Annotated in this window: 11 protein-coding genes; 1 reads left to right on the forward strand and 10 read right to left on the reverse strand. The window is 61.7% G+C overall.

Annotated elements, in window-relative coordinates:
• Window positions 1–128: 128 nt before the first annotated feature.
• The 10 genes from EJ075_RS01835 to EJ075_RS01880 form a co-directional block, all read right to left on the reverse strand.
• Window positions 129–1,775, reverse strand: coding sequence for a GMC family oxidoreductase (locus EJ075_RS01835; protein ID WP_126103129.1), 1,647 nt, complete (start codon window positions 1,773–1,775; stop codon window positions 129–131).
• On the reverse strand, window positions 1,772–3,283 hold the full coding sequence (locus EJ075_RS01840) for an FGGY-family carbohydrate kinase (protein WP_126103130.1): 1,512 nt from the start codon (window positions 3,281–3,283) through the stop codon (window positions 1,772–1,774). The genes EJ075_RS01835 and EJ075_RS01840 overlap by 4 nt, the downstream gene beginning before the upstream one ends.
• A gap of 24 nt (window positions 3,284–3,307) precedes the next feature.
• Entirely contained in the window at window positions 3,308–4,150 is an 843-nt protein-coding gene (locus EJ075_RS01845) for a class I fructose-bisphosphate aldolase (RefSeq protein ID WP_126103131.1), read from the reverse strand.
• Window positions 4,123–5,859: a glycerol-3-phosphate dehydrogenase/oxidase gene (locus EJ075_RS01850; RefSeq protein ID WP_126103132.1), complete on the reverse strand. Its 1,737-nt coding sequence runs from the start codon at window positions 5,857–5,859 to the stop codon at window positions 4,123–4,125. Before EJ075_RS01850 ends, EJ075_RS01845 begins: the two co-directional genes overlap by 28 nt.
• A gap of 18 nt (window positions 5,860–5,877) precedes the next feature.
• Window positions 5,878–6,873, reverse strand: coding sequence for an aldo/keto reductase (locus EJ075_RS01855; RefSeq protein ID WP_126103133.1), 996 nt, complete (start codon window positions 6,871–6,873; stop codon window positions 5,878–5,880).
• Window positions 6,870–7,850 carry a sugar-binding transcriptional regulator gene (locus EJ075_RS01860; RefSeq protein WP_126103134.1) on the reverse strand — a complete coding sequence of 327 codons (981 nt, stop codon included), beginning with the start codon at window positions 7,848–7,850 and terminating at the stop codon, window positions 6,870–6,872. Before EJ075_RS01860 ends, EJ075_RS01855 begins: the two co-directional genes overlap by 4 nt.
• Window positions 7,851–7,878: 28 nt before the next feature.
• Entirely contained in the window at window positions 7,879–8,868 is a 990-nt protein-coding gene (locus tag EJ075_RS01865) for an ABC transporter permease (protein ID WP_126103135.1), read from the reverse strand.
• A 19-nt stretch (window positions 8,869–8,887) separates the two neighbouring features.
• Entirely contained in the window at window positions 8,888–10,429 is a 1,542-nt protein-coding gene (locus EJ075_RS01870) for a sugar ABC transporter ATP-binding protein (protein WP_126103136.1), read from the reverse strand.
• Between the two features lie 114 nt (window positions 10,430–10,543).
• A complete protein-coding gene (locus EJ075_RS01875) occupies window positions 10,544–11,575 on the reverse strand; it encodes a substrate-binding domain-containing protein (RefSeq protein ID WP_126103137.1) in 1,032 nt (343 codons plus the stop codon).
• Between the two features lie 362 nt (window positions 11,576–11,937).
• Window positions 11,938–12,321, reverse strand: coding sequence for a helix-turn-helix domain-containing protein (locus EJ075_RS01880; RefSeq protein WP_126103138.1), 384 nt, complete (start codon window positions 12,319–12,321; stop codon window positions 11,938–11,940).
• A gap of 104 nt (window positions 12,322–12,425) precedes the next feature.
• Here EJ075_RS01880 and EJ075_RS01885 point away from each other — a divergent pair, with 104 nt between their 5' ends.
• On the forward strand, window positions 12,426–13,475 hold the full coding sequence (locus EJ075_RS01885; RefSeq protein ID WP_126103139.1) for a zinc-binding alcohol dehydrogenase family protein: 1,050 nt from the start codon (window positions 12,426–12,428) through the stop codon (window positions 13,473–13,475).
• The last annotated feature ends 7 nt before the right edge of the window (window positions 13,476–13,482 follow it).

Genomic DNA, 13,482 nt, shown 5'->3' on the forward strand with positions numbered 1-13,482 from the left:
CGGGCGTCCCGCGGCGGTGTGCCAGCCCAGGACTAGGCACTGCTGGCTACTTTGGTCCATCGCCGCGAAGGTGCTGATGGCGCGATTGGCGCATCGGCACGCTGATCCTCAAGTCAAGAGGTGTCAGCCTAGTTTGGCGCAGATGCGCCACCGAGGATCATTCTCGTGGTTGCGTCCTGCAAGATCATTTCCGATGCCTTCTCCGCGATCATCACCACTGGAGAGTTGGTGTTGCCGGAAACGATCGTCGGCATAATCGAAGCATCGACGATGCGCAGGCCTGAAATGCCGTGCACCCGCAGCCGGCCGTCGACAACCGCCATCGGGTCTGCGCCCATCTTGCAGGTGCCAACCGGGTGGAAAATCGTCGTGCCGATATCGCCAGCCTTGCGGACGAGATCTTCATCGCCTTCATATTGTGCGCCGGGCAGCATTTCCTCAGGCCCGAAACGGGCAACGGCGCGCGCCTTCATTAAGCGGCGGACATGGCGGAGCGATGCTACAGCCACCGTCCGGTCTCCCTCGGTAGACAAATAGTTCGGCCGGATCTTCGGGGCAGTCTGCGGATCGGGCGTCTCTATGTGGACAGTGCCGCGGCTTTCCGGTCTGAGGTTGCAGACCGAAACCGTGACCGCGGGGAAGCGATGCAGCGGCTCGCCCAGCCGGTCGGTGCTCAACGGCTGAACATGGTATTCGAGATCGGGCGTCTCCAGGCGTGGGTCGCTTCTGGCGAAGATGCCAAGCTGGCTCGGCGCCATCGACAGCGGTCCGGTGCGACGGACGGCGTATTCGACGCCCATGGCCGCGCGGCTGAGCAGATTGTGGTAGCGCTGGTTTAGCGTCGAGGCATTGACCTTGAAGACAGTGCGGATTTGCAGATGATCCTGCAGGTTCTCGCCGACGCCACCCAATGCGTGGCGAACCGGGATTCCTGCTGAGCCAAGCACGGCAGGTCGGCCGACGCCGGAAAGCTCGAGCAGCTTCGGCGAATTGATCGCGCCAGCAGCAAGTATCGTCTCGCCTGCCCGCGCACGATGCAACTGACCGCCCATGCGGAAGACAACGCCGGTGACGCAAGCTCCGTCGAAATTTAGGTTCTCGGTCTCGGCGCCGGTCACGACGCGCAAATTCGGCCGCCGGAGCACGCCCCGCAGGAACGCTTTCGAGGTATTCCAGCGCACGCCCTTCCTCTGGTTGACCTCGAAATAGCCCGACCCTTCGTTGGTCCCGCCGTTGAAATCCTCGGTCCGGGGGATGCCGAGTTCCTCGGCAGCGTCGCGGAAGGCATCCAGGATTGGCCAGGACAGGCGTTGGCGCTCGACGCGCCATTCGCCGCCGGCGCCGTGAAGGTCGCTCGCACCGCCAAAATGGTCCTCGGACTTGCGGAAATATGGAAGCACGTCATCCCAGCCCCAACCAAGATTTCCGGCTTGCCGCCAGCCGTCATAGTCGGCCGCCTGGCCGCGCATGTAGATCATGCCGTTGATCGACGAGCAGCCGCCCAGAAGCTTGCCGCGCGGATAGTTAAGCGCACGACCGTTCAGCCCGGCTTCAGGCTCGGTCTTCATCAGCCAATCGGTGCGCGGGTTGCCCATGCAATAGAGATAGCCGATGGGAATGTTGACCCAGTGGTAGCGGTCACTGCCGCCGGCCTCCAGAAGCAGCACGCGCATGCCTGGATTGGCCGACAGTCTGTTGGCCAGCACGCAGCCGGCTGAACCCGCGCCGACGATGATGAAGTCGTATTGTCCAAAATCGGCAACGGTCTGTGTCAATTAGAGGTCCGTTCGCTTGCCATCCTGTCCCATAGCGGACCCATGGCCTGGTTGATCTCGCCATACAGACGATAGCGCTGCTCATAGAACGGTGCGATCTCGCTATTGGGCTTGTGGAAGCGGTCGGGCGCGGTCATCGCGGCGACGCCCGCAGAGAAGTCGGCAAACAAGCCGACGCCGGTCCCGGCTGCAATTGCAGCTCCCAGCGCACCAGTCTCGCGGCTGCGCGCCACGGTCACCGGCACTTTCAGCACATCGGCAAATATCTGCGGCCAGATGGCGCTGCGCGAGCCGCCGCCCGAAAGAACCGCCTGGCTGACAGTGGCTCCCGCTCGACGCAGCGTCTCGACATGGCGCCGATGTTCGAAGACGACACCCTCGAACAGTGCGCGCAGCATATGCGCCCGCGTGTGCCAGCCGGCGATGCCGTAGAAACCTGCACGCGCCTTGCCATTCTGCTGCGAGCCGTAAAGGAATGGGTGGTAGATCGGCATGTCTCCCGCGGGATCGACGGAAGCAACAAGCTCGCTGCATATCTCGAATGGCGATGCGCCTGCCGGCGCATGCTCGAAGAACTCACGCACGATCCACTCGAGATTTGCGGCCGAAGTGGCGCTCGATTCGATGGCGAGGTAGCGCACCGGATCGAATGTCGACAGCATGAAGATCGACGGATCGCGGATCGGCTCTTCGGTGATAACCTGGTTGATGCTCCAGGTGCCGGCAATGATGGAGGCGGCGCCGGTGCTGGTGACGCCTGAACCGATGGCGCTGGCGACGACGTCGAACAGGCCCGCCACCACAGGCGTGCCCGCCCGAAGGCCGGTGGCGGCGGCGACATCGCGCGTGACATGGCCGGCGATCTCGGAGGCCTCCAGCACGTTGGGCAGCAGGTCCATGCAATCGTCGAGACCGTAGGCGGCCAGCAACTCACGCTCGTAGCGTCGGCCGGGCATGTGCAAAAGCCCGCAGCCCGACATATCCGAGGTGTCGGTCGAGCGCGCGCCGGTGAGGCGGTTGACGACAAAATCCTTGCACAGGAAAACCGTGCCCATTCGGGCAAAAAGCGCCGGGTCATGACGCTTGAGCCACGCGAGCAGAGTCGGCGTCTGCGCCGCCCAGGGCCGTTGCAGGCAATGGACATAGGTCCGGTCGCCAACGCCTGCGGCGGCCCATTCGCTCACGATGCCGACGCCGCGCGTGTCGAGCGACTGGATGCCGAGCAGCGGGTCGCCGCTGCGGTCCAGCGCATAAAGCCCGTTGCCGTGGCCGGCGCAGCCGATCACGGCGATGTCGCGGGGGTCGATGCCCGACTGGTCGAGGCACTGGCGGATGACCTCGACGGCGTTGCGCCACAATTCGCCGAGATCCCGTTCGACATGGCCGGGCTTCGGCATGCAGGAGCGGCCGTCCCGAGCGGCGAGCGCAAGCTCGCGACCGGCGGCGTCGAAGATGATGGCCTTGATGACGGTATTCCCCGCATCGAGACCCAGAATGTATTGCTGCATCGAAGCTCCTCCTAAGCGCCAGGGTTATTCTTGTTGGTAGAGCTCCCAGGCCGCCGCGCCGTCCGCATTCTCATGGATGATCGCCATCAACCCTCTCACGACGGCACGAGGGTTGGAATGCTGGTATATGTTGCGGCCATAGACCATGCCTGCCGCGCCCTGCGCCATCAGCGCCGCCGACTTATCGAAGACGGTGCGCAAATCCTCCCTGCCCCCACCGCGCACAAGGACAGGACAGCGCGCCGCCGCCACGACCCGGTGGAAATCGTTCGGATCGGTGGTCGGGTCCGCCTTGATGATGTCGGCGCCCATCTCGCTTGCGAGCCGGGTCAGGGTGACGATCTTTTCGGGGTCGCCGTCGACCATGTAGCCTCCGCGCTCCGAGTTGGGCAGCATTGCCAGCGGTTCGATCATCAGCGGCAGGCCGTATTTTTCGCAGTCGGCGCGAACGCGGGCAATGTTGTGGACGCATTGCCGGAATAGGTCCGGCTCATCGGGCAGCATGAACAGATTGACGACCACGCAAGCCGCGTCCATTTCCAGCGCGCCGATCAGCGGCTCGGCTTCGTTCTGCAGGATGGCCCACATCGAGCGATGGCGGGTTTTGTTGTATGGATTGCCCATGTCTATGCGCATGACCAATGCTGGCTTATCCTTGCCAGGCAAGGACTGCAGCAGATCGGCCTGGCCATAATTCATCTGAATGGCGTCCGGGCCCGCAGCGACCAGCTGGGCGACGACGCCGGCCATATCCTCTATCCCTTCCAGGAACGACGGCTCGTTGCACACGCCATGGTCGATTGCGACGTCGAGACAGCGCGCTCCGCCGAACAACCGGTTCATGCGGACTTTCTTGTTGATGCGCATTCGGCGCTCCTTCCTTGGTCTTTTTTTGATAGCTGGTCGAGATCGACGCCGTGCCGGCGTTGCAACAAAGCGAGGAAATCGGTGCGCTCGAATGCCTTGCGCGCGGCGTCCCAGTTCTTTTCGACAGCGAGAATATCGAGAACCGCATCGAGAAGGTCGGCCGAGAGCGCACCGGTGATGGCGATTGTCGTGCGACGGAGCAGCAGGTCCCCCAGCTGTTCGACATATTCATTGGCGATGAGATATTGAATCTCCCGGGCCGAGTAGTCGCTGCCGGGCAAGAGTTCGTCATGTCCCGCTGCCATATAGGCGGCGACGGTATCCGCCGCGGTACCGTAGCGCTCGAAAAGGCTGCGCATACGGTCGAGCGATAGGCCGTGTGCCGCCGCGCGTTCTGCGCACCATTTTGTCGGCGCAATCGGAAAATTCCGGCCGCCGCCGATCGGCATGTTTTCGGTGCCGACGACGCGCTGTCGGCGCAATCGCTCAAGCACGATATCCGCTGCCAGTTCGCCAAACGATCGGAAGGTTGTCCACTTCCCGCCGATCATACAGAGCGTCGGCGGCAGCATACCGGCGCCCTCGACGAGTTCGCAGAAATGATCGCGGGGTATGCGCCCTGTAAAACTGTCTTGGCTTATCGGCAGCGGCCTCACCCCGGTGAACTGAAAGACGATGTCGCTATCGGCGATCTCAATCCCGGGAAACACGAAGGACAGTGACTGCAGAATGTATTGCCGCTCGTCATCCATGCAGCGCGCCTGGTCGGGATCATCGACACGGATATCAGTCGAGCCGACCAGCACGTTGCCGAGATAGGGGAACAGGATGCAGATCCGGCCGTCCTCGTTCTCGTAGTAGATCATGTGGCCGTCGAGCGCGTCATGAAGCTCGCGATTGTCGACGATCAGATGCGAGCCTTTGGTGCCGCCCATAAGCTTCGGCGCAACGGCTCCGATCGCCGAATTGGTCAAGTCGATCCAGCCGCCTGTTGCGTTGACGACGAGCCGCGGCTTCACGGCTACCGTTTCGCCGGATAGTCCGTCGTTAAGCACCAGGCTCGCGTCGTCGAGCGATACGCGTGCATAGTTGAGCGCCCGGGCCGACGGCTTCTCCTTCATGGTATCGCACAGCATCTCGGTACCCAGCCGCTCGGGGTGGCTGACCCAGGCATCATAGTATGTCGCCGAATTCCGGATAGCAGGATTGATTGCAGGCCAGACCTTGAGTGTCTCAGCGCGGCTTCTGAATTTATGCATCGGGACGACACGCCGTGCGGCGGTGAAGAAGTCATACATCGCCAAGCCGGTCTTGATGACCAATGCGCCGCGCCGGCCCGGACGACGGCTTAGCCCAAGGAAGCGGACTGCGCCATTTGCTATGCCTGAGAACAGGTCGAAGATCGGCACCGTGGTTGGCAATGGCGCGACATAGTGCGGCGCGTTCTTCAACAGCCGGTCGCGTTCGAGCAGAGATTCGCGGACCAGCTTGAACTCACCGTTTTCAAGATAACGCAAGCCGCCATGAACCATGCGCGAGAGGGCTGCGCTGGCGCCGGAGCAGTAATCGCCCTTTTCCGCGAGCAGCACATCGACGCCCTGCAAAGCGAGTTCGCGAAACACGCTGATGCCGTTAATGCCGCCGCCTATGACGAGCACGTCAACATCGGGGTTCTCGCGCAAGCCGGCGATCGTCTGGATGCGATTCATCTCAGGATGCGCTTTCGATCACGCATCTATCGCCACGAGATGCCCGGCCACCGCCGCATCGACGGCCGCCAGTTCCGCGGCGCTCAGCGAAATCTCCCCTGCCCTGGCGTTGTCGACCGCCTGCTTCGCGTTTCGCGCCCCACACAACGCGAAGGTGATGCCGGGCTGCGCCAGCGTCCAGGCGATGACGATCTGCGCCATGCTTGCGTGGTGGACCTCCGCGACCGGAGTCAGCGCATCTTTCAAAGCCGCTACCTTGCGCCGGTTGGCCTGAGAGAAGCGCGGATTGTCTTTGCGCTGGTCGTCGCCGCTGAACTCACGCGCCGGATCGATCGCACCCGAAAGCAGGCCGAGCGCAAGCGACGAGTAACTGAGCGCAGCAACTTGATGCTGGCGCGCGAACGGCAGCAATGTCTGCTCAATCTCGCGATCCAGCATCGAATATCTCTCCTGGATCGCGTCGAGCTGGCCAGCTCCTACATAACGCTGCAGCTCGGCGGCGTTGAGATTGCTTGCGCCGATGGCGCGGATCTTGCCAGCTGATTTAAGGCGTTCGAGCGCTTCCATTGTTTCGGCAATGGATGTCGTCGGGTCCTGCCAGTGGGTGATGTAGAGATCTATATAGTCGGTGCCGAGCCGCCTCAGGCTCTGCTCCACTTCATAAGCGATGCCGTCGGCGCCCAGATATCGGTTCACCGGCTTTCCGTCCTGATCAAAGAAGTGGTTGCCCTTTTTCGTATGCCAGTTCAGGCCACATTTGGTGGCGATGACCGCGCGGTCGCGCCGGCCCTTGATGGCCTTGCCGACGATCTCCTCGCTGCGGCCGAGACCGTAAGCCGGCGCGGTGTCGATCAACGAGACGCCGGCATCGATGGACGCCTGGATCGCAGCGATCGATTCTGCTTCATCGGTGCCACCCCACATCCAGCCGCCGATGGCCCAGGTGCCGAGCCCTACTGCCGAAGTGACAACGCCGGACTTGCCGATCGAGCGGGTGATTTGTCGAGAATTCATGCTGCATTTCCTTCGGCGAGCTCGAGGATTTTCAAGCCGGTAGTTTCGTCGGTGACGAGGATATCGAGGTGGGAGCCGCGCATGGCACTGAGGATCGGGACCACCTTGCTTGCGCCGCTTGCAACCCCGATCGACTGCGGAATGGTCGCGAATTCCTCGAGTGTCAGCGAAACGAGTGAGTGGTTGAGGCGGTAGTCCGCGAGCTTGCCGTTGCCGTCTATGAGATGGGCGAGCAGTTCGCCCGCCGCGCCCGAGCGCTCGATGGCCAGCCGGTCGGCGCTTGAGGACGGGTGCAGATCGTAGTAGCTCGAATCGTCGGTCAGGATGGAACCGATGCCGACGACCGCAAGCGTTGCCTCCCGCGCCTTGCTGAAGACGTCCGAAACGGCCCGGACGCCCATCAACATGTCGCGTTGGGCCGGGCTGTCGGTAAACAGCGGCGCGTGAATCTGATAGGCGCGCCCGCCGAGCTTGTCGGCCATCAGCGACGCGACATGATTGACGTCGGTGTAATGCTTGCCCTGGACCAGGCCGGTCGCGGGAACGACCTCGACATCGTAGCTGCGGTTCGGCTTGAGGCCGGCGACGACGGCACTCACCCCCTTGCCCCCGGTTATGGAAATCGTATCGCCGTCCTTGATCGTCTCGAGCACCAGTCTGGCCGCGGCCTCGCCGACGCGCTGGAGCGCGGTCTGCGGATTGTCCGATACGGAAGGGACGACGACGGCCCTTTGGATGCCACCTATCGCGACAAGTCGCGCCTCGATGTCGACCAGTTGCTCGATCGGCGACTTGATCTTGATCTCGACAAGCCCGAGTTGATGACCGCGTTTGATCAGCCGGTTGACCGTCGCATGCGAGATGCCGAGCTCCTTGGCGATTTCAGCCTGCGTCTTGCCTTCCATGTAATGAAGCACAAGCGCCTGATACATCTGGCGGACGATCGTGATGTCGTCCCGCGAATTGGTTGGTGACATGATGGATGCTCAACTCTTGCGCTGCTGCTCAGGATTTCCTGCTGTGCAGGAAGTGGTCAATCGATACCGCCGCGAGCAGGATGCATCCCTTGATCATATCCTGCCAATAGACGGAGACGTCGAGCAGGATCAGCGAACTTGTGACGACGGAGAGCAGCGCCATGCCCAGTATGGCGCCGAAGATGGTGCCCGAGCCGCCATTGAGCGATGCCCCGCCAATCACGGCCGCGGCGATGATGTTGAGCTCCATGCCAGCGCCGAAGGTCGGGGTCGCAGCGCCAAAGCGCGACATGTAGATGACGCCGGCAAAGCCCGCGAGGGTCGAGCAGAGGACCGTGACCCAGAATTTGACCTGCTTGGTCTTGATGCCCGAAAATTGAGCCGCCTTCTCGTTGCTGCCGGTATAGAAGACCTTGCGGAACGCGGTGGCGCGCCGAAGCAGGAAATCGAAGATGGCCACGACCACGACAAAGATTACGATGACATAAGGCACATTGCCGAAGCTGCCCTGGCCGATCGCCTTGAACCCGGGCGGCAGGGTGAACAGCGACAGCGGGGTTCCCTTGGTGATGACAAGGCAAAGCCCGCGCACGATCACCATCGCCGCCAGCGATGTGATGAAGTGATTGAGCCCGATGACGGTCACGAAGAAGCCCATCGCCGCGCCGACCAGCGCGCTGGCGCTTATGCCGATGAGGCTCGCGGTCCACGGGTCCAGTCCCATCAGGAAGAGAGCGCCTGAGACGACCATGGAGAAGCAGACCACCGATCCGACGGAAAGGTCGATGCCGCCGACAATGAGGAGTATCGTCATGCCGACCACGACGATGCCTTCAATGGAGAAGCTCATCAGCATCGCGCGGAAATTTCCCCAGGTCAGGAAATGCGGCGAGGCGAATGTCATGGCGATGCACAGCGCCAGCATGATTGCGATCAGCCCCGCTTCGCGCATTGACCCCAGACGCAGCCAGTTGCGCCCGCCAAGCCCGGGGGCGCTGGCCTTGATTTCAGCGTCCATGAGGGTTCCTCCGGTCTGTCTAAGCGACATTGTGAGCCTGCCTTGCGTTTGATCGTTGCTGCCGGACACCCGACGCCAGCAGCATGATCGCCTCTTCGGTCAATTCGTCCGCCCCTAATTCGCCGACGATGGTCCCTTCGTGTATGACGAGCACCCGGTCGCTGAGCCCGATCAATTCCGGAAGCTCGGATGAAATCACGATGACGCCGACGCCCCGCTCGGCAAGGTCGCGAAGCAGGCGATGGATTTCCACTTTGGCGCCGACATCGACCCCGCGTGTGGGCTCGTCCAAAATGACCACCTTGGGGCCAACCGAAAGAAGCCTGGCGATGGCCACTTTCTGCTGATTGCCACCACTAAGCGTCGACACCTGTGTCTCGATGCCGCCCATGCGCACACCGTGGCGCTCCACCAGCTCGGTGGCCTGCTTTGCCTCGGCGCGGCGGTCGAGCAGCCCAAGGGGGGTGGTCAGTTTCCGAAGGTCCAGCGCGGAGATGTTCGACGCAATCGACAGGTCCAGGAACAGGCCCGACGCTTTGCGGTCCTCGGAGAGGTAGACCAGGCCCGCGCGCACCGCATCGCTGTAGGTCCTGATGTTGACCGGCTCGCCATTGAGTTCGACAGATCCCGACACTTTCGGGCGCAAGCCGCAAACGGTCTGAACCAGTTCGCTGCGGCCGGCGCCAATCAATCCGCCAATGCCAAGAATTTCGCCCGCACGAAGCGCGAAGCTGACGCCGTCCGAACCCTCTCGATAGGAGAGATTCCCGACCGACAGCACAGGACGATCGCTGCGCCGTTCAGGCGAGAGCTTTTGCGGATAGAGCTGCGTGATTTCGCGCCCGACCATCTTGCGCACGACATCATTGGGAGTGACCGAAGCGATAGAATCGATCGCTACATATCTGCCGTCACGAAAGACCGTGACGCGGTCGCACAGGCTGAAGATCTCGGCCATACGGTGGCTGATGTAGACGATTGAAATTCCGCGCGCCTTGAGATCGCGGACGATTGAGAAAAGACGCCGCGCCTCGGTCTCGGTCAGGGCGGCTGTCGGCTCGTCGAGCATCAGCACCCGGCATTCGAGCGTCAGCGCCTTGGCGATTTCCACAAGTTGCTGGTTGGAAATCGAAAGCTCGGCGACCGGCGTCTGGACCGGGATCGGCGCCAGCAGGTCCATTATCTTCTGCGCATCGGCGTAGAGCCGGCGAAAATTCATCAGCGGCGCACGCCGGTTGTTGATCGCCGCCATGAGAATATTCTCGGCGACCGTAGCATCCTGGCAGAGCGCGATTTCCTGATGGACGAGGCCTATGCCAAGCCGCTGCGCGGCGGATGGCGATGCGATGGTGACGTCCTTGCCTTCGAGACGGATGGTGCCTTCGTCGGGTTGCACAATGCCGGCGATGACATTCATCAGCGTGGACTTGCCCGCGCCATTCTCGCCGCACAGCGCGTGAATTTCGCCCCGCTGCAGCGTGAAATCGACCCCGGTCAGCGCTTTGATGGCGCCGAAGGATTTCGATATGTCGCGGATTTCAAGTATGGCGGCGGCAGTCACTCCGTCCCCCTGCAGCATTGATGTTGATATTGACGATAGTCGCCCGGTCGACGGGGCGCGAGCGCGCCCCGTCCGGTTCGAGCATTTCCGAGAGATCTCCGAAGAAGGCGAGCCTTATTCCTCGATGCCCTTGGTGCCGCGCCGCTTGAGGTAGGCATCCCAATAGAAATCGTCGGCATTTTCCGCGGTGACGATGGAAAAGCCGTTGTCGACGAACGGCACGCCCATGCCGTTGAATCCCGACCGGCGGGCGTCGTTCATCGGATCGATCAGCTCAGGATGCTTGGCCAGCCACAGCAGCATGAACCCCATGTAGCCTTGCATGCCCTGGTTCGGATTGACCGAGCCAAAGATTTCGCCGGCCTTGATCATATCGAGGATCTTGGCGTTGACGTCGGCCAGCATAACCCGGATCTTGCCGCCGCCCTCCTTCGCGGCCTGCGCCGCGCCGATTGCCGAGTTGGCTTCCGGCATGAACACTGCGCCCAGTTCGGGATGCGCCTGGGCAAGGCTGAGCACGGCCTGATAGGCTTTCGTCGCATCCTGGTTCGACACCGCGCGGCCGACGAGCTTCATCTCAGGCCATTTGGCTTCCATGCGGCCGATGAAAGCGGCGATGCGCTTGTCGTGATTATCCTGTCCGGGGTTTTCGAGGACCGCGTATTCACCCTTGCCGTCCATCGCCTTGGCAACTGCATCAGCAGCATAGGTACCTTCGGCGAGATTGTCGGAGGTGATGTAGGACACTCGTTTGGAGTTGGGCGAATCTGCGGCGAATGTGACTACCGCCGTTCCCTGGTCGATAGCCCGATTGATCGGCTCGATGAATGGATCGGAGTTCATCGGATGCACCAGGATACCAGCCGGCTTCTGAGCCAGCGCCTGGTCGAATGTCGCTATCTGCTTGTTCACGTCGTACTCGGGCGTTCCGGTGTATTCGGTCTCGCAACCGAACTGCTGTCCGGCCTGCTTGAACATCTCGTAGACCGGGAACCAATATTCGACGCCGGACACCATGACGTTCATGACGTATTTTTCACCCGGCTCGCATTTGAACGGGTTGGCGGCCTGGGCCGCGGCGTGGCTTGCCCCCAACACAGTGGTGGCTGCTGCCGAAATGGCGAGCATGCTCAAAAATTTGCGCAAGAATCCTCCCTCGGCCGAAGCCTGGTCAATTGGGCGGTCGGACACTTACGAGCCGCCGCTTGTGGTTGCTGACACCGAACCTCCTCCCGAGGCCCAGCGATTGATCATTCGCAGGAGTTCATTCATCTGTCAATAAAATTCATATGCAGAAATATATTTCATACTTGCTTGGTGCATCCGCCGAGCGAGACACCACGCTCGCCATCGCAGCGGCTGACCTCGTGCATGTGGACCGGCGCCAGAGCATGACCCGCTCGACTTTCCACTATGCTATTGATATTGCAGTCATTATTAATTTGTGTCGGAGGTCACCAACCTCAAGGTCGCATTGCGCCATCTCAAAGTCCGCATGCTGCCACTATCTATGAGTTCCGCGAAACAGTCCGGCGGGCGTGAGTTGCAGCCTGCTTCGTACGCTGGCGCTCGAGCCGCGCCTCGCCCCATTTCGAAAGCATCTCCACAATAGGCCGGAGACTTTCACCTTCCTGGCTGACGCGGTACTCCACCCGCGGTGGAACTACGGCATAGACCGTCCTGCTGACCAGGCCTACCTCCTCCAGATCCCGAAGTTGCTTGGTGAGAAGCCGTGCGGTGATACCGGGTACACGGCGATGCAGCTCGTTGAAGCGCAAGCAGCCGGCGTCGAGCAGATGAAATAGCACGACGCCCTTCCAACGCCCGTCGATAAGGTCGAGCGTAACCTCCACCGGGCACCCCGGCACATCAACATAGTGCTTTACCTTCATCCCGACGGTTCCCTTTTGGGAAGTTAATACGCCAAACAGCCGTATTGGCAAAGTCTGTCGCAATGGCAATTTGCTCGGTGTTTCAGCATCGAAAAGGAATTCCCATGCAGGCTATCGGCTACCGTCCAGGCTCCGCCTTGTCCGATCCTCAATGCTTCGTAGAGATCAGCAAAGAGGATCCCAAGCCGCGCCCGCGCGATCTCTTGGTCTCGGTACGCGCGGTCTCTGTCAATCCGGTCGATACCAAGATCCGCAACGGCCAGGTTTTCCTAGGCGAAGAGATCGACGTCCTCGGCTGGGATGTTGCAGGGGTCGTTGTCGATGTTGGTGCCGACGTCACGCTCTTTCGCCCAGGCGATGAAGTCTTCTATTCGGGCAATCTCAATCGGCCCGGTGCCAATGCGGAATTGCACGCGGTAGACGAACGTCTCGTGGGCCGCAAGCCGGCCCGGCTCACATTCGCGCAGGCGGCAGCGCTGCCTCTTACGTCGCTGACGGCCTGGGAGTTACTGTTCGACCGCCTCGACGTCACGCCCGGAAGGCTGCACGATGGCGGCACGCTGCTGATCATCGGCGGGGCAGGCGGTGTCGGCTCGATGCTGATCCAGCTGGCGCGACGCCTCACCGGCCTGACCGTCATCGCGACCGCCTCACGGCCCGAGAGCCGGGAGTGGTGCCTGTCGCTCGGGGCGCACCATGTCATCGATCATTCGCGATCGATGATTGAGGAGCTTGCCGCTACAGGCGCTTCGGCAATCACCCACATCGCAGCCCTCAACCAGACAGAGCAGCATTGGGCTGCGATCGCAGCGATCATTGCCCCCTACGGCAAGGTCGGAGTCATCACCAACCACGCAATCCTTGATGCGACGCCGCTTCGGTCGAAAAGCGCTTCGTTGCATTGGGAGGACGTGGTGACGCGACCTCATTCTGGCGGTGCTGACATGGTCGCTCATCACAGGATTCTCGAAGAGGTCTCGGCGCTCGCCGACTCCGGTGTCCTGCGCTCCACAGTGACGACCGACCTTGGAAAGCTCACGCCCAGCAGTCTTCTGGAGGCGCATCGGCTTGTTGAGGGCGGCCGCATGTTGGGAAAAGTCGTCTTAGAGGGATTGTCGACCGAAATGGGGGCGCGCCACTACCCGCGACGATGACGGCGAG

This window comes from Mesorhizobium sp. M6A.T.Cr.TU.016.01.1.1 (genome assembly GCF_003952585.1).
Classification (GTDB): domain Bacteria; phylum Pseudomonadota; class Alphaproteobacteria; order Rhizobiales; family Rhizobiaceae; genus Mesorhizobium; species Mesorhizobium mediterraneum.

What these genes read in the sequence shown, in the direction of transcription:
- EJ075_RS01840 (WP_126103130.1), bottom strand. Translation starts at nt 3,283, where the DNA reads ATGCAGCAATACATTCTGGGTCTCGATGCGGGGAATACCGTCATCAAG.
- EJ075_RS01845 (WP_126103131.1), bottom strand. Translation starts at nt 4,150, where the DNA reads ATGCGCATCAACAAGAAAGTCCGCATGAACCGGTTGTTCGGCGGAGCG.
- EJ075_RS01850 (WP_126103132.1), bottom strand. Translation starts at nt 5,859, where the DNA reads ATGAATCGCATCCAGACGATCGCCGGCTTGCGCGAGAACCCCGATGTT.
- EJ075_RS01855 (WP_126103133.1), bottom strand. Translation starts at nt 6,873, where the DNA reads ATGAATTCTCGACAAATCACCCGCTCGATCGGCAAGTCCGGCGTTGTC.
- EJ075_RS01860 (WP_126103134.1), bottom strand. Translation starts at nt 7,850, where the DNA reads ATGTCACCAACCAATTCGCGGGACGACATCACGATCGTCCGCCAGATG.
- EJ075_RS01865 (WP_126103135.1), bottom strand. Translation starts at nt 8,868, where the DNA reads ATGGACGCTGAAATCAAGGCCAGCGCCCCCGGGCTTGGCGGGCGCAAC.
- EJ075_RS01880 (WP_126103138.1), bottom strand. Translation starts at nt 12,321, where the DNA reads ATGAAGGTAAAGCACTATGTTGATGTGCCGGGGTGCCCGGTGGAGGTT.
- EJ075_RS01885 (WP_126103139.1), top strand. Translation starts at nt 12,426, where the DNA reads ATGCAGGCTATCGGCTACCGTCCAGGCTCCGCCTTGTCCGATCCTCAA.